Origin of the sequence: Serratia sp. H402Y (assembly GCF_051172415.1) — a bacterium.
GTDB lineage: Bacteria > Pseudomonadota > Gammaproteobacteria > Enterobacterales > Enterobacteriaceae > Serratia > Serratia ureilytica.
In genome coordinates this window covers 270,851-289,853 of sequence record NZ_JBPIYZ010000005.1, presented here as the reverse complement: position 1 = coordinate 289,853, position 19,003 = coordinate 270,851, and the positions used below count along the sequence as shown (strand labels likewise).

Sequence of the window (19,003 nt, the reverse complement as noted above, 5' to 3'; positions counted from 1 at the left end):
GCATCCGAAGATGCTGGATATCGTCTTGTGGAGTGCCCACACAGATTGTCTGATAAATTGTTAAAGAGCAGTGAGTTAGGCGCTTTCGCTTGCTAACTCGAGGTGGCGTATATTACGCTTTTCACCCAGAGAGTCAAGCGTTTATTTCGCTTTCCTCTCGCTGACCCGGCGGCTTGTCAGTCGTTGTTCCCGGTCAGTGGAGGCGCATTATAGGGAGTTCTCGGCAGGCCGCAACCCCTAAATGCAAAAAACTTTTCAAGCGCGGATTTTTTCGGCAAAACGCTGGCCAAACCCGCATTTTTGTCACTTTTCGTACTGAATCTGGCTAAATTCCTGGGCGAAACGATCGACTTGCTGCCAATCTGTGTACTCAACTTCCTTACTGGTATCCGTTTCTCCACCGGTCATACGCATAATAAATTGAATCATGATGCGATCGAACCAGCGATAACGTGGATAACGCAATGCCCCGGCAAACACCGCACACTGTTTTGGCTGCCACGGCGACGCCAACAGGAACTTGCGGGTATAGGCGTTGGTTTGCGGCGAACGCTTTTCCGGTTTGCGCGCGGTCAGATTGACGGCAAAGAATGCGCTGGGCATCCGATTCAACTGTTCGGCATGACGTTTAACGAATTTATCCAGCACCGGGTTAAAGTGCCCGTAGCGAATAGAAGCGCCGATCATCACCTGCTGATACTGGCTAAGGTCGATCTGTTCCGCCTGCAACAGATCGATAACCTCACAGCGCAGCGTATCCTGCAATTTGCTTGCTATATAAGAAGCGATAGCACGTGTTTGCCCGTCACGGCTCGAATAAAGTATCAATGCCTTCATGGCGTACTCCTTATAACAGGCTCACTCACGCCAGAAGGTTGGCGTGAACAGCACCAGCAATGTAAACACTTCCAGGCGCCCGAACAGCATCGTCACCACCAGGATCCACTTGGCCGCCGCCGGCATCGTGGTGAAGTTGTCCGCCACCACGCCCAGACCAGGACCAAGGTTATTCAGCGTTGCCGTCACTGCGGCAAACGCGGAGAAATCATCAACGCCGGTCGCAATGATCGCCAGCATGCTGACGATAAACACCAGCGCATAGGCGGAGAAGAATCCCCACACTGCTTCCAGAATACGTTCCGGCAGTGCGCGATTGCCCAATTTGATGGTATAGACCGCGTTGGGGTGCACCAGCCTTTTCAATTCGCGCGAGCCCTGCAGGTACAACAGCAGAATACGGATCACCTTCAGGCCGCCGCCGGTCGAACCGGCGCAACCGCCGATGAATGCCGAACACAGCAACAGCATCGGCAGGAACAGCGGCCACTTGGCGATGCTGTCGGTCGTAAAACCGGCCGTGGTCGCCATCGATACCACCTGGAAGAACGCCTGATTGAGCGTTTCCATACCGCTCTTATAGACGCCATGTCCCCAGAGCACCAACGTGCACACCACCACCAGCGTCAGTTGAACGAAGATAAACATGCGGAATTCAGGATCGCGCCCATAGACCTTCAGACTGCGGCCGCTTAGCAAAGCGAAGTGCAGACCGTAGTTACAGCCGGAAATCAGCAGGAACACGGCAATGATGGTGTTGATGGTCGGGCTGGCGTAATAACCGATACTGGCATCGTGGGTAGAAAACCCGCCAATGGCGATGGTCGAGAAACTGTGGCCGATGGCGTCGAACACCGACATCCCGGCCCCCCAGAGCGCCAGCGCACAGGCGACGGTCAGCAACACATAGATTAGCCACAGGGTTTTGGCGGTTTCGGCAATACGCGGACGCATCTTGTTATCTTTCAGCGGCCCGGGCATTTCCGCCCGATACAGCTGCATGCCCCCGACGCCGAGTATCGGCAGTATCGCCACCGCCAACACGATGATCCCCATCCCGCCCATCCATTGCAGCATTTGGCGATAGAACAGGATGGCCTTAGGCAACGAGTCCAGCCCCACCAGCGTCGTTGCGCCGGTAGTCGTCAATCCCGAGAAGGATTCAAAGAAGGCGTCGGTCAGCGACAAATTAGGACGTTCCGAAAACAGGAACGGCAATGCCCCCACGCTGCCCAGCACGGTCCAGAACAGCACAACGATCAGGAAACCTTCACGCGGCTTCAGCTCGTGTTTCTGCTTACGGTTCGGCCACCACAGCATCAGCCCGATGGTCAACGCCACGAAGAACGTTTGGCTGAACGCTCGCCCCGCCCCATCGCGATAAATCAATGCCACCAGGCCGGGAATAAACATCGTCCCGGAGAACAGGATGACCAGCAGACCAACGATACGGGTTATGGCGCGAAAATGCATTTCAGCACGATCCTTAGCAATTCAATTGGGAGGATTATTGCGAAATGGGGGTTAATTGCAAATTACCGCGACTGAGATCACGCAATTTATTCCCAAACAGCTCGACCTCAGTCGCCGGCAGCGCCAAATGCAGCACGACGGCGGCGCCGTATTCACCCTGCAGGATCCGACCTGCGGTTTGCTGCAACAAGTTCTCCACCAGCGCCAACTGCGCATAGTCGCACTGCAAGATATATTCGGCTTCGGGCACCTTTTGCGCCAGCGCCAGCTGCTTCAATGCCTGTTGAACACCGTTGCCATAAGCTTTCACCAGCCCGCCGGTGCCCAGCTTGACACCGCCGTAGTACCGAACGACTACGGCGGTCACTTCACCGATACCGCTGCCCATCAGCTGAGCGAGGATAGGTTTGCCGGCGGTGCCCGACGGTTCTCCATCGTCGGAGAACCCCAGCTGCTGCGAATCATCGGGGCTACCGGCGACGAAAGCCCAACAGTGGTGCCGCGCCGCCGGGTGCTCATCCCGCACCTGCTGAATAAACGCCTTTGCCGCCTCCACCCCGCCGGTCGGCGCCAGCAGGGTGATGAAACGGCTCTTCTTTATCTCTTCGGTAAAGCAGGTTGCTTCCGCCGGTATCGGGTACGGCCGCATCAAGCCAGGTTCAGATCGCGCGTCATGTTCTCGATGCGCTTTTCATGGATCACGATGTTGTCTTCGATGCGAATACCGCCATACGGTTTCAGCGCATCGATGCGATCCCAGGCGAAGTGCTGCTTGAACTCGCCGCTGCGCCACGGCGCCAACAGAGACTCGATGAAGTACAGACCCGGTTCGATGGTCAACACCATGCCCGGCTGCAACACGCGGGTACAACGCAGGAATGGGTACCTGGACGGCGCCGCCAGATGGGTGCCTTGCTCATCCTGCATAAAACCGGCGGCGTCGTGCACCTGCAGGCCCAACGGATGGCCCAACCCGTGCGGCAGGAACGGCGTGGTGATACCCGTTTCGACCATCGCCTCTTCGCTGAGGCCATTCACCAGTTTGTGATTCTTGAGCAGCTTGGCGATGCGCTGATGCATCTGCACATGATAGTCGGTGTAACGCACGCCGGTTTTAATGGTGTCGATCAGCGCCAGCTGTTCACTATTGAGATCTTTCACCAGATGAGCGAACTCGCTGCCGCTTTGCGCCGCATAGGTACGCGTCAGATCGGCGGCGTAGCCGTTATATTCCGCCCCGGCGTCGATCAGAAAACTCAGGGACTCGGCCGGCGGCTGATGATCCAGCTTGGTGTAGTGCAGCACCGAAGCGTGCTCGTTCAACGCCACGATGTTGTCGTAAGGCACATCGGTATCGCGATGGCCGGTAGCCGTCAGGTAGGCCAGATTGATGTCGAACTCGCTCATGCCGGAGAGGAAGGCCTCATGCGCTGCACGATGGCCGGTTACCGCCGTCTTCTGCGCTTCGCGCATGCAGGCCAGCTCATAGCCGGTTTTAATCGAACGGTGGAAATCCAGGTAGTTCAGCACCGCTTTCGGGTTGATGTTTTCCGAAGGGATGCCGAGATCGCGGGCGCGCTGTTGGGCATAACCGATATAGCCGACGCGCTCACGCTGCGGCGGCAGCTGCTGCGCGATCGCATCGGCGTTGGCCAGCGGCATCAATTCGAGGGACTTGGTCCAGAAACTGTTCGGCAGCGGCTCTACGCTGTGCCAGTAGTCAACCGGGGAGTAGAACCACAGCTTCGGCTTGTTGACGCCATCTATCCACAACCAGCAGTTCGGCACCGACGTCACCGGCACCCAGGCTTTGAAATGCGCGTTCACTTTGAACGGGTAGCTATGGTCGTCCAAAAATACCTTTTGCAGTTCCCCGGAGTGAATCAGCAGCGCATCCAAATTGTTGCGCTCCAGCACTTCACGCGCGCGTTTTTGCAGTTCTGCCAGGTGGTCGTTATACAAAGAAGCCAGCGTTTCCATCACAGTACCCTTATGCCTTAGCACGAAAGAAGCCATCTTAACACAGCGCTCCGACGCACCAACCTCATCGCGTTGGGCATGCGGAGCAGCTCGCAATTCCCTGCAAATGCCGTTACATCCGCAGCTTAACCATTAACCAGCCGCCCAAACCGAGCAGCGCTATCGCCAGCGCCCACAGGCCATGGTGTTCCAACAACACCGCGCCGGCCGCGGCGACGCCCGCCAGACACTGCTGCAGAAAGCCACACAGCGCCATCGCATAAGCGCCGTACTCTTTGGCATCGCTGACCGCCATCGCCATGCTGTTGGGAAACAGCACCGCCTGGCCAAAAATGGTCAGGCAATACAGCGCGATGAACAGCGCCATGCCGGGAAGGCCGGCCAGGACGCCGCTCCACCACAGCAGCAGGATCGCCGCCGTCGCCAGCGCCACGATGCCGCTGCCGGCCTGCATCAGTTTTTTCCCGCCGAGACGCGCCACCGTACGGTTCACCGTCAGCGCCCCGCTGAAGTAGGCGACGCCGATCACCAGCCCCAGGGCGCCGAACGCCGTGACGTTGAGACCAAACTCCTGCTGCATGACGAACGGACTCACTTCCTGCAGTGTCACCGTGGTGGCAAACCCCAGCCCGCCGACGCAGGCCGGCCAAAAGAACCCAGGCCGCCGCAGGATGGCAAAGTAGGTTGCCGCCATCGCCGGGCGCACGCCCCCAGCCCGTCCCGCCTCCAGCGGCAGCGTCGCCATCAGCGCCAGAATGATCAAACCGGTGGCGCCCATCAGGACGAAGCCCATCTGCCAGTGCGCATATTGGCTCAGCAGGCCACCGATAAACTGACCGCCGCCCAGCGCGGTGATAAAGGCGATGGAGAGCACCGACAGACGCCGCGCCAGTTCGTCCCCGCTCCAGTTATCCCGCACGATGATGCGCGCGATGATCGCCGCACCGCCGGCACCCACGCCCTGCAGCGCACGCAGCGTCAGCAATTGGGCGCCGTTGCTGCACAGCGCCAACAGCCCGCTGCAGCCAATGAAAAGAAATAAAGACAGCGTCAGGGGCGCGCGGCGGCCAAAGCGATCGGCGGCCGCGCCCCAGAACAGCACCGGCAAGGCAGCGCCGATGACGAAGATTGAAATGGACAACTCGGTAGCGCGCCGGCTCATCGCCAGCTCCCGCATCACCGTCGGCAGCGAAGGCAAGTACACGGTCGTCGCCATTTGCGCCATAAACACCAACAGACACGCCAGCGTCATGGTTCTGGCGGGAATGCTCCATAAGCCGCTGCGTTTAACACAAGCCGCCTTAGTCATGCGTAACCTCGTCTGAATGTTCATTCGCTGCGAGCAAGTGTATGAGGGCCGACAAGCTCCGGCAAATGCCGATAGCACATAAAATATAACTTCGTTTCAAATCAAAAAACTAACTTGGCGACATGTGATCAGACCAGCAAAAATGCAATCTCTCATTTGCATATTGTTAACATAAAAACCACACTCCTCTTCATCTGGTCATACCAGATCATACGCTGATTCAGGAGATAGACATGCTCTACCAAGGCGAAACATTACAACTGCACTGGCTCGATAACGGCATCGCCGAGCTGGTGTTCAACGCACCGGGCTCGGTCAACAAGCTGGACACCCGCACCGTCGCCAGCCTGGGCGAAGCGCTCACCGTGCTGGAAAACCAGCCAGAGCTCAAGGGGCTGCTGCTGCGCTCCACCAAAGCCGCATTTATCGTCGGCGCCGATATCACCGAATTCCTTTCTCTGTTCGCCGCGCCGGCTGAAAAGCTGCAGGAGTGGCTGGTATTCGCCAACAACGTCTTTAACCGGCTGGAAGATTTGCCGGTGCCGACCATTTCGGCCATTAACGGCTATGCGCTCGGCGGCGGTTGCGAATGCATTTTGGCGACCGATTTCCGCGTCGCCTCACCGGACGCGCGCATCGGCCTGCCTGAAACCAAATTGGGCATCATGCCGGGCTTCGGCGGCTCCGTCCGCCTGCCGCGCCTGCTGGGTAACGACAGCGCGCTGGAAATCATCGCCGCCGGCAAAGACGTCAGCGCCAAAGACGCGTTGAAAGTCGGCCTGGTCGATGCGGTAGTGGCGCCGGAAAAACTGGCCGAAGCCGCGCTCAACATGCTGCAACAGGCGATCGACGGCAAGCTGAACTGGCGCGCCGCGCGTCAACCGAAGCTGGAGCCGCTGAAGCTCAGCCCGATCGAGGCGGCAATGAGCTTCACCACCGCCAAAGGCATGGTGCTGCAGACCGCCGGCAAACATTACCCGGCGCCGATGACCGCGGTGAAAACCATTGAAGCCGCCGCCAAGCTGGGCCGCGATGAAGCGCTGAAACTGGAAACCGCCAGCTTCGTGCCGTTGGCGCGCTCCAACGAAGCGCGTGCGCTGGTCGGCATCTTCCTTAACGATCAGTTCGTGAAAGGCCAGGCGAAAAAGCTGGCCAAGAATGTGGACGCGCCGAAACAGGCGGCGGTGTTGGGCGCCGGCATCATGGGCGGCGGCATTGCTTACCAATCGGCGTTGAAAGGCGTGCCGGTGATCATGAAGGACATCAGCGACAAATCGCTGACGTTGGGCATGAACGAAGCGGCCAAGCTGCTCAATAAGCAGTTGGAACGCGGCAAGCTGGATGGCCTGAAAATGGCGCAGGTGCTGTCGACCATTCAGCCGACGCTGGACTACGCCGGCATCGAGCGCGCGCAGGTGATCGTCGAAGCGGTCGTGGAGAACCCGAAGGTCAAAGCCGCCGTGCTGTCGGAAGTGGAAAACCTGATCGGCGAAGACACCGTTCTGGCGTCGAACACCTCGACCATTCCGATTAATCATCTGGCAAAATCGTTGAAGCGTCCGCAAAACTTCTGCGGCATGCACTTCTTTAACCCGGTACACCGTATGCCGCTGGTCGAAATCATCCGCGGCGAACAAACCAGCGACGAGACCATCGCCAAAGTGGTGGCCTACGCCAGCCGCATGGGCAAAACGCCGATCGTGGTGAACGACTGCCCGGGTTTCTTCGTCAACCGCGTGCTGTTCCCATACTTCGCCGGCTTCAGCCTGCTGCTGCGCGACGGCGCCGACTTCCGTCAGATCGATAAAGTGATGGAAAAACAGTTCGGTTGGCCGATGGGCCCGGCCTACCTGCTCGACGTGGTGGGCATCGACACCGCACACCACGCGCAAGCGGTAATGGCGGCCGGCTTCCCGGAGCGCATGAGCAAAGACTATCGCGACGCCATTGACGTGATGTTCGACAACCAGCGCTTCGGTCAGAAAAACCAGCTGGGCTTCTACCGCTACAGCCAGGATAGCAAAGGTAAGCCGCGCAAGGACAACGACGAGCAGACCGATGCGCTGCTGGCAGAAGTGAGCCAACCGCGCCAGACCATCAGCGACGAAGAGATCGTTGCGCGCATGATGATCCCAATGATCAACGAAGTGGTGCGTTGCCTGGAAGAGAAGATCGTCGCCAGCCCGGCCGAAGCCGATATGGCGTTGGTCTACGGCATCGGTTTCCCTCCGTTCCACGGCGGCGCGTTCCGCTACCTGGATACGCTCGGCACCGCCAACTACGTTGAGCTGGCCCAGCGTTACGCACACCTCGGCGCCCTGTATCAGGTGCCGGCCGGTCTGCGCGCCAAGGCCGAACGCAATGAAAGCTACTACCCGGTGGCGACACCGCTGTCCGACGTCGCAACCCGCCAACCGGCATGAGGTCATAAAGATGGAAAACGTAGTTATTGTTGATGCCGTACGCACGCCGATGGGCCGCTCCAAGGGCGGCGCCTTCCGCCAGGTGCGCGCCGAAGATCTCTCCGCTCATCTGATGCGTGAAGTGCTGAGCCGCAACCCGGCGCTGAACGCCGACGAGATCGATGACATTTACTGGGGCTGCGTGCAGCAGACGCTGGAACAAGGCTTCAACATCGCCCGCAACGCCGCGCTGCTGGCCGAGATCCCGCACCGTGTGCCGGCGGTGACCGTCAACCGCCTGTGCGGCTCTTCGATGCAGGCGCTGCACGACGCGGCGCGCGCCATCATGGTTGGCGACGCGCACATCAGCCTGATCGGCGGCGTGGAACACATGGGCCATGTGCCGATGAACCACGGCGTGGATTTCCATCCGGGCCTGAGCCGCAGCGTAGCCAAGGCCGCCGGGATGATGGGGCTGACCGCTGAAATGCTGGCCAAGATGCACAACATCAGCCGCCAGATGCAGGATGAGTTCGCCGCGCGCTCCCACCAACGCGCACATGCGGCGACGCTGGCGGGTTACTTCAAAAACGAGATCATTCCGACCAACGGCCACGACGCCGACGGCGTGCTGACCCGTTATGATTTTGATGAAGTCATCCGCCCGGAAACCACCGTCGAAAGCCTGTCGGCCCTGCGTCCAGCGTTCGATCCGGTCAACGGCACCGTCACCGCCGGCAGTTCTTCTGCCCTGTCGGACGGCGCTTCCGCCATGCTGCTGATGAGCGAATCACGCGCCAAAGCGCTCGGTTTGAAAGCCCGCGCCCGCATCCGCTCGATGGCGGTCGTCGGCTGCGATCCTTCCATCATGGGCTACGGCCCGGTGCCGGCCAGCAAGCTGGCGCTGAAACGCGCCGGTCTGAGCGTGCAGGACATCGATCTGTTCGAGCTGAACGAAGCGTTCGCCGCCCAGTCACTGCCGTGCATCAAAGATCTGGGGCTGATGGACAGCATCGACGACAAGATTAACCTGAACGGCGGCGCCATCGCGCTCGGCCACCCGCTGGGCTGTTCCGGCTCCCGCATCTCGACCACCTTGTTGAACAACATGGAACGTCGCGACGCGCAGTTCGGCCTGGCGACCATGTGCATCGGCCTGGGCCAGGGTATCGCCACCGTGTTTGAACGCGTTTAGCTGTGTCTATCTTGGGATGACCGCGTCACCACTTCAAATCGCGGCATCCCGCCAAGTTTAGTTGCCGTTCTTCCCGCCTGTCAGGGGCGGGTTTTTTATGCCTGAAATTTGCCGACGCCCAAATAAAAACGGGGCGACCCTCGGCCACCCCGTTCACTGCGCATCGCCTCTGTCAGATAAACGAAAACGCGTCGCCAAACATATGCGCTTCCTGCGCGCCGCGCTCGGCGCAGAAACGCTCGCGGGCGATTTTCGCCATCTCGAAACGCCCGGCGATGTAGATGTCATGCTCCGCCAACGTGCCGAAATCCTGCAACACCGCGCTGAGCACGGTGCCGCTGCGGCCACGCCATTCCGCCTCCGGCTGCTCGACCACCGGGATCACCTTCAGGTTCGGGTGTTGCACCGACAGCGCTTCCAGCTCGCTCAGATCGTACAGGTGCTTCAGCTCACGCCCGCCCCAGTAGATGGAAATGTCGCGATCGGGCTGCTGCTCCAACGCGGTCAACAGGATTGAGCGCGCATAGGAGAAGCCGGTGCCGCCGGCGATCAGCACCAGCGGACGGCTGCCCTCTTCCCGCAGCCAGGCGTCGCCGTGCGGCATATCGACGGTGATCGCCTGCTCTTTCAGAATGCGATCCATCACCGCCATGGCGTACAGATTCAGCTCCGAAGCACCGATATGCAGCTCGATATAATCTTGCTGCGTCGGGGTTGATGCCAGCGAGAACGGACGTTTGTCGCGCTCGTCCATCACCACCATCAGATATTGCCCTGCCTTGAAAGAAAACGGCTGCTCGGGCACCAGACGTACCCGATAAACCGTATCGGTAATGGCCTCTACCGAGGTCACTTTACAGCTCAATATTGTCATGCGTTCCCTCTGTCGGGTCATCAATGCAAAGCTGAGAACAGGGCCTGACGCTATAACGTCGGTTCCCTGTCACTGAAAATTGCGAGCTCATCCCAGATTTCGTCGACGCGCGCACGTACCTTTTCATCCATCTGAATCGGACGGCCCCATTCGCGATCGGTTTCACCCGGCCATTTGTTGGTGGCGTCCAGCCCCATCTTCGAACCCAGTCCGGAAACCGGCGAGGCGAAGTCCAGATAGTCGATCGGCGTATTCTCCACCAGAACCGTATCCCTTGCCGGATCCATTCGTGTGGTAATCGCCCAAATCACGTCATTCCAGTCGCGCGCATTGACGTCATCGTCACAGACGATAACAAATTTGGTGTACATAAACTGCCGCAGGAACGACCAGACGCCCATCATCACGCGTTTCGCGTGGCCGGCGTACTGTTTTTTCATGGTCACCACCGCCAGGCGATACGAGCACCCTTCCGGCGGCAGATAAAAATCAACGATTTCCGGGAACTGTTTTTGCAGGATCGGCACGAACACTTCATTCAGCGCCACGCCCAGGATCGCCGGCTCATCCGGCGGCCGACCGGTGTAGGTCGAGTGGTAAATCGCGTTGCGACGCTGGGTGATGTGCGTGACGGTGAATACCGGGAACTGGTCGATTTCATTGTAGTAACCGGTGTGGTCACCGTAGGGGCCTTCCGGCGCCATTTCACCCGGCTCGATATAGCCTTCCAGCACGATTTCGGCACTGGCGGGCACTTCCAGATCGTTGGAAAGGCACTTGACCACTTCGGTTTTATTGCCGCGCAGCAGCCCGGCAAAGGCATATTCAGATAGGGTATCCGGCACCGGCGTCACCGCGCCGAGGATAGTGGCGGGATCGGCGCCCAGCGCCACCGCAACCGGGAAACGCTCGCCGGGGTGCGCCTGGCACCACTCCTGGTAATCCAGCGCGCCGCCGCGGTGCGACAGCCAGCGCATGATCACTTTATTCTTGCCCAGCACCTGCTGACGATAGATACCGAGGTTTTGCCGTTCCTTATGCGGGCCGCGGGTCACCGTCAGCCCCCAGGTGATCAGCGGCGCGGCGTCTTCCGGCCAGCAGTGCATCACCGGAATGCGGCCCAGATCGACATCATCGCCCTGCCATACCTGCTCCTGACAAGGCGCGGATCCCAGCACCTTGGTCGGCATGTTCAGCACCTGCTTGAACTTCGGTATTTTGTCGAACAGATCGCGGAAACCTTTCGGCGGCTCCGGCTCTTTGAGGAAAGCCAGCAGTTTGCCGACTTCGCGCAGCGCGCTGATGTCTTCCTGCCCCATGCCCATCGCCACGCGATTGGCGGTGCCGAACAGGTTGCACAGCACCGGCATGTCGTACCCTTTCGGGTTTTCAAACAGCAGTGCCGGGCCGCCCGCCCGCAGGGTGCGATCGGCAATTTCCGTCATTTCCAGGTAAGGATCGATCGGCTGGCTGATGCGTTTTAGTTCCCCTCTCTTCTCCAGCAACGAGAGGAAATCGCGTAAGTCACGGTATTTCATGCTGATCATTATAGCGGCCAGTGGGGAGGGCATTATAAGCCCTCTTCAAGGTTGTTGCTGCAATTTTGTTAACGCCGCCCGCTGCCGGGTGGCTCTCAGCCGCAGTTGAACGGCACCAGCGCAGCCAGTGCGCGCGTATCCTGATATTCGCGCGTCTCTTCGCCGTGGCGGAACACCTTAAAGCCCTGCCCGTTGGCGCTGAAATAATGCAGCGCATTGCCTTCAACGTGCAACAGACTGCCTTCACGCAACGCCACTACCGATTCGCTCGGGTTGATCGCGCAGAACTCCGCGAGACGCTCGTCACGGGTTTCGCCCATGTGGCCGCTGATGTGCGCATCGATGTAATGCGGGTTAATCTGCACCGGGAACAACCCCAGCGCCGGCAACACCACGCTGCAGCGCACCGGCATGTCATTGGTGGTGCGAATGCTCGGCGTCGCCACGTTGCAACCTGCGCTCCAGCCGACGTAGGGCACTTCACGCTCGCGCACCGCGCGCTGGATAGGCACGATCAGGCTTTGTTCGTGCAGCATCTGGTTCAGCAACCAGGTGTTGCCGCCGCTGACCAAAATGCATTCGGCCTGCGCGATCGCCGCCGCCGGTGAAGCGGCGTGGTGAATGCTGGTGACTTCAATGCCCAATGTTTGTGCCAGCTCCTGCGCGCGCCGATCGTAGTCGTAACGGATCAGCGCGTAAGGGATAAAGACGGCGGATTTGATGCCGCGGCGCGCAATCATCGCCAGCAGTTGGCTTTTGGCGTACCCCAGCAGCTCGGCTTCGCCAGACAGCTTGCCGTTGCTCAACAGAAACAGCTCCATTTTTCTCCCCTCGGTCAAAAACGATGAATAGCGTCACAGCCGGCGGCGCAACGCCTTGCCATACTGTGACGGTAACAAATTTTTAGCCCTCTGTTATACCAGCGCCGTATCGATAAGTGTGTGACCCCTCGCTAATAGCCGTAGATTCAGAAAGATAGGCGATGTTACATGCTGAAACTTGCATCACTATGTATCCGGAATAGCTTTTGATATGCTTACCGGCTGGCAGAAAGGCATGTGAAATTATGGAATCCTGGTATCTACTTTATTGCAAACGCGGTCAGCTGTTGCGAGCGCAGGAACATCTGGAGCGGCAGCAGGTAAACTGCCTCAGCCCGATCATCACGCTGGAAAAAATCGTGCGTGGCAAGCGCATCGCGGTCAGCGAACCCCTGTTTCCCAATTATCTGTTTGTGGAATTCGACCCGGAGCGCATTCACACCACCACCATCAGCGCCACCCGCGGCGTCAGCCACTTCGTGCGTTTCGGCGCGCTGCCGAGCGTCATCCCGAGCAAGGTGATCGATGAGCTGCGCACGCACACCAGCGAGACCTACGTCGATCCGGAAACCCCGCAGCCGGGCGATACCGTTCTGATCGTCGACGGCGTATTCGAAGGGCTGCAGGCGATCTACACCGAGCCGGACGGCGAGGCCCGCTCGATGCTGTTGCTCAACCTGATCAACAAACAGGTCAGTCAAAGCATCGACAATCGGCAATTCCAGAAAATGTAATGCAAAAAGGCGCCCTCAGGCGCCTTTTTTACGGTATCGCGCTTAGCGGCGCAGCGCTTCTTCATGCAGCCATTGGGCGACACGTTTGGCGAAGTAGGTCAGCACGCCGTCGGCGCCGGCGCGTTTAAAGCACATCAACGACTCCATCACCGCAGGCTGCTCCTGCAGCCAGCCGTTCTGAATCGCCGCCATGTGCATGGCGTACTCGCCGGACACCTGATAAGCGAAAGTCGGCACACCGAAGGTATCCTTCACCCGGCGCACCACATCCAGGTAAGGCATGCCCGGTTTCACCATCACCATGTCCGCGCCTTCCTGCAGATCCTGCGCAATCTCTTGCAGCGCTTCATCGCTGTTGGCCGGATCCATCTGATAGGTCTTTTTGTTGCCGCCTTTCAGGTTGCCGCTGGAACCCAGCGCATCGCGGAACGGACCGTAATAGCAGGAAGCGTACTTGGCGGAGTAGGCCATGATCTGGGTATTCACCAGGCCCTGCAGTTCCAGACGATCGCGGATCGCCCCGATACGGCCGTCCATCATGTCGCTCGGCGCCACGATTTCCGCGCCCGCTTCGGCATGAGACAGCGCCTGACGCACCAGAATGTCTTTGGTCACGTCGTTAATCACGTAGCCCTGCTCATCGATCACCCCGTCCTGACCGTGGGTCGTGTAGGGATCGAGCGCTACGTCGGTCAGAATGCCCAACTCAGGCACCGCGTCTTTCAGCGCGCGCACCGTGCGCTGCACCAGCCCTTCCGGGTTGTAGGCTTCTTCCGCATGCAGCGACTTCAAGCCCGGTTCAATCACCGGGAACAGGGAGATCACCGGCACGCCGAGTTTGGCGATGGTTTCCGCTTCCTTGACCAGCAGATCGATCGTCATGCGCGATACGCCCGGCATCGAGGCCACTTCTTCCTGGCGGTTGCTGCCTTCCATGACGAACACCGGATAAATCAGGTCATTGACCGTCAGTTGGTTTTCGGCGACCAGACGGCGGCTGAAGTCATGACGGCGCACGCGGCGCATACGGCGACCAGGAAAGGTGCCCGGGAATGCATAGCTCATAGTTTTCTCCTAGCTCAAACCAGCCGGAATAGCCGGCGGGCGTTCTCATCGGTTTTTTGCCCCAGCCATTGCGGCTCTTCCTGCCGCCAGACGGCGACCTGATGCACGATGTGGGGCAGGAAACAGGGTTCGTTGCGGCGAGATGCGGGTTTAGGCTGTAAATCCCGGGGCAACAGATAAGGGGCGTCAGTTTCCAGCAGCAGACGCTCGGCCGGGATCTGCGGCAGCAGGGCGCGCAATTCCAGACCGCGCCGCTCGTCGCATACCCAACCGGTAATCCCGATCGACAGGCCCAGCGACAGGCAGCTTGCTAATTCTTCGGCGGTGCCGGTGAAGCAGTGCACCACGGCCGCGGGCAGTTTATCCAACCACGGCGTCAGTAGCTCGGCAAAACGTGCGTGTGCGTCGCGACAGTGAAGAAACACCGGCAGCGCCAACTCCGCCGCCAGCGCCAGTTGCGCGCTGAACGCAGCTTCCTGCTGCTCCGGCGTCGAGAAGTTGCGGTTGAAATCCAGACCGCATTCACCGATCGCCACCACTTCTGGGCCGGCGGCCAAGGCATAAATCTGCTCAGCGCTGCGTTCATCCCAGCTGCCGGCGTTATGCGGATGCACACCGGCGGTGGACCAGCAATAGCCCGCATGCTGCTGCGCCAGTTTGGCGGCCTCGCGGCTCTCCGGCAGATCGGTACCGGTAATCAACATCCCGGTAACGCCCGCCGCGCGGGCGCGCTCCACCACGGTCTCGCGGTCTTTGGCGAATTGGCTGCTGGTGAGGTTAACGCCGATATCAAACATGGTTTTTTCCAAAGCAAAAGCCGCCCTATGGGCGGCTTCGCAATCAATGTGGATCAGGGCGCTGGGGGTTCGTCACCCTCGTCGTCGTCTTCCGCCTGCGGACGGCGTTTGCCGGTATAGAAGCGAGCGAAGAATACCCCCACTTCAAACAGCAGATACATCGGTATCGCCAGCAGGGTTTGCGAGAACACGTCCGGCGGGGTCAACAACATGCCGACCACAAACGCGCCGACCAACACATACGGCCGTTTCTTCTTCAGGTCTTCCGGCGAAGTGACGCCGCTCCAGCACAGCAGAATGATGGCGACCGGCACTTCGAAGGCGACGCCAAACGCCATAAACAGCGCCATGACGAAATCGAGGTAGTTTTTAATGTCGGTCGCAATGGTCACCCCCATCGGCGCGGTCTTGGCGAAGAAGCCGAAGGCCAGCGGGAACACGATGAAGTAGGCGAAGGCCATGCCGAGGTAAAACAACAGGCTGCTGGACACCAGCAACGGCATCATCAGGCGGCGTTCATGCTTGTACAGCGCAGGCGCGATAAACGCCCATACCTGATACAGGATCATCGGCGCGGAGACGAACACCGAAACGATCATGGTCAGCTTGATCGGGGTGAAAAACGGTGACGCCACGTCGGTGGCGATCATGCTCGCGCCGGCCGGCAACTGCTTGAGCAGCGGCGCAGAAACCAGCTGGTAGATGTCGTTGGCGAAAAACACCAGCACCACGAACACCGCCAGTACGCAAATAATCGAGTTCAACAGCCGCTTGCGCAGTTCTATCAGATGACTGATAAGGGGTTGGGTATCTTCAACAGCCATGTATTAACGATCGCCACTAGGTTGGTGAGACGCTGGGGTTTTATCCGCAACAGGTTCGACAGGAGCAGGCGCGGTTTCCACCGGCGCTTTAGCGGGTTGCGCCGCCACTGGCGCAGCCACGACGGCTTCAGGTTCCACTGCCGGTTTTGGCACGGCGGCGGGCGCGCTGGCGCTGGTTGCCGCTTCCGCCGGCGTCACGCCGTCGTGCAAGGCTTCCGGATCGATGGCCTGCGGGTTATGGATGGTGTTCGCCAGCTCTTCTTTCTCGCCCCGGTAGGTGCGTTTCAAGGATTCCGCCGCGTCTTTCAGCTCATCCATCGACGCCTTCAACTCCGGCGTCAGGTTCTGCAGGCCGGCCTGTTCGGCTTTCTTCAGGCTGTCCTGCAGCTCCTGCAGCTTCAGCTCCTGAGACAGTTCGTGCTGCACCGAGGCCGCCAGCGAGCGCAGCGCGCGGATCCAGCCCGATACCGTTCTGACCGCAACCGGCAAGCGTTCCGGCCCCAGAACAACCAGGCCGATCACCAGCACCAGCAGCAGCTCACTAAACCCAATGTCAAACACGGTTTATACCTGCTCTTTGTTCTTCGACTCTTCCGGTTTCACTTCCGGCTGCTTATCGGTAATAGGCTTGGCCGAGAAATCAGCGTCATCCAGGCTGCTTTTTTCAGCCGTGTTGGGGGTCGACGGCGTATCGTCACCGATCGCTTTTTTGAAGCCCTTGATCGAGGCGCCGAGATCGGAACCCAGCGTGCGCAGTTTTTTGGTACCGAACAGCAGCACCACGATCACTGCGATGATCAACAATTGCGTAATACTAATACCGCCCATTTTAATTACCTCTATTTTAAAGGGTCTTTTAAAGCCAGCCCGCATTATAGAGCCGACTTTACCAGAGTAACGAATTAAATCAGGTGGTTCGCTTCCAGCCAATCACCCAGCATACGATGCCGGCGGCCATCATCCAGGCAGGGAACACCTCGATTTGCCCCAGCAGCAACAGCGTGCCGCTTACCAACAGTGTAGCGCCAACGCCGAACAAATAACGTGACTGCCCCTGACGAACCCGCTGAGCCTGCATCTGGTTGGTCAGCTTATCAACGCTTTGTTGCAACAGTTTATGCTGCTGCAGGCTGTCGTAAAACAGCTCGGGCAGTTCGGGCAGTTTCTCCGCCCAGAACGGCGCTTTCTCTTTCAGCGCGCGCACCACGGCGGGAATGCCGACCTGATCGCGCAGCCAACTCTCGAGGAACGGCTTGGCGGTGGTCCACAGATCCAACTGCGGGTAAAGCTGACGCCCCAGCCCTTCAACATACAGCAAGGTCTTCTGCAATAACACCAGCTGCGGCTGCACTTCCATATTGAAGCGGCGCGCGGTGTTGAACAGGTTCAGCAGCACGTTGCCGAAGGAGATCTCCGCCAGCGGCTTCTCGAAAATCGGTTCGCACACGGTACGGATGGCGAATTCGAAGTCTTCCACGTTGGTGTCGCGCGGCACCCAGCCGGAGTCGACGTGCAGTTCAGCCACCTTGCGGTAATCGCGGTTGAAGAAAGCGATGAAGTTTTCCGCCAGATAGCGTTTGTCATCCTTGTTCAACGAACCGACGATGCCGCAGTCGATGCCGATGTAGCAAGGATCTTCCGGATGTTCGTAGCTGACGAAAATATTACCGGGATGCATGTCCGCATGGAAGAAGCTGTCGCGGAATACCTGGGTAAAGAACACCTGAACGCCGCGTTCCGCCAACAGTTTCATGTTGGTGCCCTGCTGCTCCAGCGTGGCGATGTCCGAGACCGGAATGCCGTAGATACGCTCCATCACCAACACGCTTTCGCGGCAGTAGTCGGAGTAGACCTCCGGCACGTACAGCATCGGGCTGCCGTCGAAATTGCGACGCAGCTGAATGGCGTTGGCCGCTTCGCGCAGCAGGTTCAATTCGTCCAGCAGGGTTTTTTCGTACTCGCGCACCACTTCGCGCGGACGCAGGCGGCGGCCGTCCGGCAACAGCTTCGGCACCCAGCCTGCCAGCCGGTACATCAAGCGCACGTCGGCTTTGATAATCGGCCCGATATCCGGCCGGATCACCTTCAGCACCACTTCCTGGCCGGTGGTTTTCAGCCGCGCGGTATGCACCTGCGCGATCGAGGCGGACGCCAGCGGCTGCTGCTCGAAGTCGTCGAACCAGGTTTCCAGCGGGCCGCCCATCGCCAGCTCGATATGCTTGCGCGCCAGCGCACCGTCGAAAGGCGCCACCCGATCCTGCAGCAGCGTCAGCTGATCGGCAATGTGCGGCGGGAACAGATCGCGGCGGGTCGACATCATCTGGCCGAACTTGATCCAGACCGGCCCCAATTCCTGCAGCGCCAGCCGCAGACGTTCGCCCAGCGGTTTGTCCTTGTGCCGATTAGGCATCCAGAACAGCAGCCGGCGGCCGAAGCGCAGCGGCAGCGTCAAACGCATTGTCGGGATCAGCTCGTCCAGCCCATAGCTGAGAAAAACGCGGACGATAAAATACAAACGACGCAGTTCGCCTGGGGTCATCGCTTGCCCTCCAACTTATCCATGCGGGCAATCAGCGCTTCCGCGCTGCGGGCGAGCGCATCCACTTCTTCATTGAACCACACCACTTCCAGCGGCCCCGGCGCCAGACGCCACTCTTCCGTCAGCGCCTCAGCCATGTCTTGCTGCCGACGCATCAATCCGGCCTTGAGTAACGAAGCACCTTTGCCCAGCGCCTGCGTAATGCCTTGAGCGGCGATATCGCCGATATAGGGCGCCAGCCATTCCGCCGGATCCCACTCCGCCAGATCGAGCAGGCCAACCAGCTGTTGCACCACCTGAATATCCCCTTCCACCGTCAATTCGCCGCTGCGCATCAGCACCGGCAACTGCTGGCGATCGCGCAGCTTCAGTAAGGAGGGAATGCGGCTGCGCACCGTGCAATCGGCGCTGTCTTCAGACTGCCCCAGCACATCCACGCGCAGTTCGCTGAACACCAGCACCAGCGGTGAAGCCAACTCTTCCAGTTCGATGCGCAGCACCTTGCCCGCCAGGCGTTGGCGAGCGGCTTTCATGCTGCGATCGCGAAACAGCAGGTTATTCAGCGAGGTTTCCAGCGCACCGGTCAGCAGAGGGGTAAACAGCATCGGCATCTCC

At 59.4% G+C, this 19,003-nt stretch carries 18 protein-coding genes; 3 read left to right on the top strand and 15 right to left on the bottom strand.

Translation table 11 applies throughout. The annotated features are described in order from the left end of the window. Window positions 1–303: 303 nt before the first annotated feature. The 5 genes from hemG to ACSBQS_RS21410 all read right to left on the bottom strand — a co-directional run bounded on the left by hemG (window position 304) and on the right by ACSBQS_RS21410 (window position 5,599). On the bottom strand, window positions 304–837 hold the full coding sequence (gene hemG, locus ACSBQS_RS21430) for a menaquinone-dependent protoporphyrinogen IX dehydrogenase (protein ID WP_033652659.1): 534 nt from the start codon (window positions 835–837) through the stop codon (window positions 304–306). A gap of 21 nt (window positions 838–858) precedes the next feature. Beyond that, window positions 859–2,310 (bottom strand): Trk system potassium transporter TrkH, encoded by a 1,452-nt coding sequence (gene trkH / locus ACSBQS_RS21425; protein ID WP_004934492.1) that lies wholly within the window; start codon window positions 2,308–2,310, stop codon window positions 859–861. A 34-nt stretch (window positions 2,311–2,344) separates the two neighbouring features. Then, window positions 2,345–2,959: an IMPACT family protein gene (locus tag ACSBQS_RS21420; RefSeq protein ID WP_033652658.1), complete on the bottom strand. Its 615-nt coding sequence runs from the start codon at window positions 2,957–2,959 to the stop codon at window positions 2,345–2,347. After that, entirely contained in the window at window positions 2,959–4,290 is a 1,332-nt protein-coding gene (gene pepQ / locus ACSBQS_RS21415) for a Xaa-Pro dipeptidase (RefSeq protein WP_197752396.1), read from the bottom strand. The genes ACSBQS_RS21420 and pepQ overlap by 1 nt, the downstream gene beginning before the upstream one ends. Before the next feature lie 112 nt (window positions 4,291–4,402). Then, window positions 4,403–5,599, bottom strand: a complete 1,197-nt coding sequence (locus tag ACSBQS_RS21410; protein WP_168177236.1) for an MFS transporter — start codon at window positions 5,597–5,599, stop codon at window positions 4,403–4,405. A gap of 233 nt (window positions 5,600–5,832) precedes the next feature. Between ACSBQS_RS21410 and fadB the strand changes: the two genes are divergently transcribed. Continuing rightward, a complete protein-coding gene (gene fadB / locus ACSBQS_RS21405; protein ID WP_047573093.1) occupies window positions 5,833–8,022 on the top strand; it encodes a fatty acid oxidation complex subunit alpha FadB in 2,190 nt (729 codons plus the stop codon). Window positions 8,023–8,032: 10 nt separating this feature from the next. Then, a complete protein-coding gene (gene fadA, locus ACSBQS_RS21400; RefSeq protein WP_033644961.1) occupies window positions 8,033–9,196 on the top strand; it encodes an acetyl-CoA C-acyltransferase FadA in 1,164 nt (387 codons plus the stop codon). Between the two features lie 172 nt (window positions 9,197–9,368). On the opposite strand, the gene fre is transcribed toward fadA, so the two are convergent. The 3 genes from fre to pepE all read right to left on the bottom strand — a co-directional run bounded on the left by fre (window position 9,369) and on the right by pepE (window position 12,429). Further along, window positions 9,369–10,070 (bottom strand): NAD(P)H-flavin reductase, encoded by a 702-nt coding sequence (gene fre, locus ACSBQS_RS21395; RefSeq protein WP_033644962.1) that lies wholly within the window; start codon window positions 10,068–10,070, stop codon window positions 9,369–9,371. A 50-nt stretch (window positions 10,071–10,120) separates the two neighbouring features. After that, window positions 10,121–11,641 (bottom strand): 4-hydroxy-3-polyprenylbenzoate decarboxylase, encoded by a 1,521-nt coding sequence (gene ubiD, locus ACSBQS_RS21390; RefSeq protein WP_033644963.1) that lies wholly within the window; start codon window positions 11,639–11,641, stop codon window positions 10,121–10,123. Between the two features lie 62 nt (window positions 11,642–11,703). Continuing rightward, window positions 11,704–12,429 (bottom strand): dipeptidase PepE, encoded by a 726-nt coding sequence (gene pepE, locus ACSBQS_RS21385; protein ID WP_047025943.1) that lies wholly within the window; start codon window positions 12,427–12,429, stop codon window positions 11,704–11,706. Window positions 12,430–12,674: 245 nt separating this feature from the next. On the opposite strand from pepE, the gene rfaH reads away from it, so the two are divergent. After that, window positions 12,675–13,163: a transcription/translation regulatory transformer protein RfaH gene (rfaH, locus tag ACSBQS_RS21380; RefSeq protein WP_033644965.1), complete on the top strand. Its 489-nt coding sequence runs from the start codon at window positions 12,675–12,677 to the stop codon at window positions 13,161–13,163. 42 nt (window positions 13,164–13,205) lie between these two features. On the opposite strand, the gene hemB is transcribed toward rfaH, so the two are convergent. The 7 genes from hemB to ubiJ form a co-directional block, all read right to left on the bottom strand. After that, entirely contained in the window at window positions 13,206–14,228 is a 1,023-nt protein-coding gene (hemB, locus tag ACSBQS_RS21375) for a porphobilinogen synthase (RefSeq protein WP_042783470.1), read from the bottom strand. A gap of 14 nt (window positions 14,229–14,242) precedes the next feature. Then, complete coding sequence (gene tatD / locus ACSBQS_RS21370; protein WP_042785623.1) at window positions 14,243–15,025, bottom strand: 3'-5' ssDNA/RNA exonuclease TatD; 783 nt, start codon at window positions 15,023–15,025, stop codon at window positions 14,243–14,245. Between the two features lie 53 nt (window positions 15,026–15,078). Beyond that, window positions 15,079–15,849 (bottom strand): Sec-independent protein translocase subunit TatC, encoded by a 771-nt coding sequence (tatC, locus tag ACSBQS_RS21365; protein WP_033644968.1) that lies wholly within the window; start codon window positions 15,847–15,849, stop codon window positions 15,079–15,081. 3 nt (window positions 15,850–15,852) lie between these two features. Beyond that, window positions 15,853–16,410: a Sec-independent protein translocase protein TatB gene (gene tatB / locus ACSBQS_RS21360; RefSeq protein WP_033644970.1), complete on the bottom strand. Its 558-nt coding sequence runs from the start codon at window positions 16,408–16,410 to the stop codon at window positions 15,853–15,855. A gap of 3 nt (window positions 16,411–16,413) precedes the next feature. After that, on the bottom strand, window positions 16,414–16,677 hold the full coding sequence (gene tatA / locus ACSBQS_RS21355) for a Sec-independent protein translocase subunit TatA (protein WP_004934452.1): 264 nt from the start codon (window positions 16,675–16,677) through the stop codon (window positions 16,414–16,416). 79 nt (window positions 16,678–16,756) lie between these two features. Beyond that, window positions 16,757–18,388, bottom strand: a complete 1,632-nt coding sequence (gene ubiB / locus ACSBQS_RS21350; RefSeq protein WP_033644971.1) for a ubiquinone biosynthesis regulatory protein kinase UbiB — start codon at window positions 18,386–18,388, stop codon at window positions 16,757–16,759. Further along, entirely contained in the window at window positions 18,385–18,993 is a 609-nt protein-coding gene (ubiJ, locus tag ACSBQS_RS21345; protein WP_033644973.1) for a ubiquinone biosynthesis protein UbiJ, read from the bottom strand. Before ubiJ ends, ubiB begins: the two co-directional genes overlap by 4 nt. Between the last annotated feature and the right edge of the window lie 10 nt (window positions 18,994–19,003).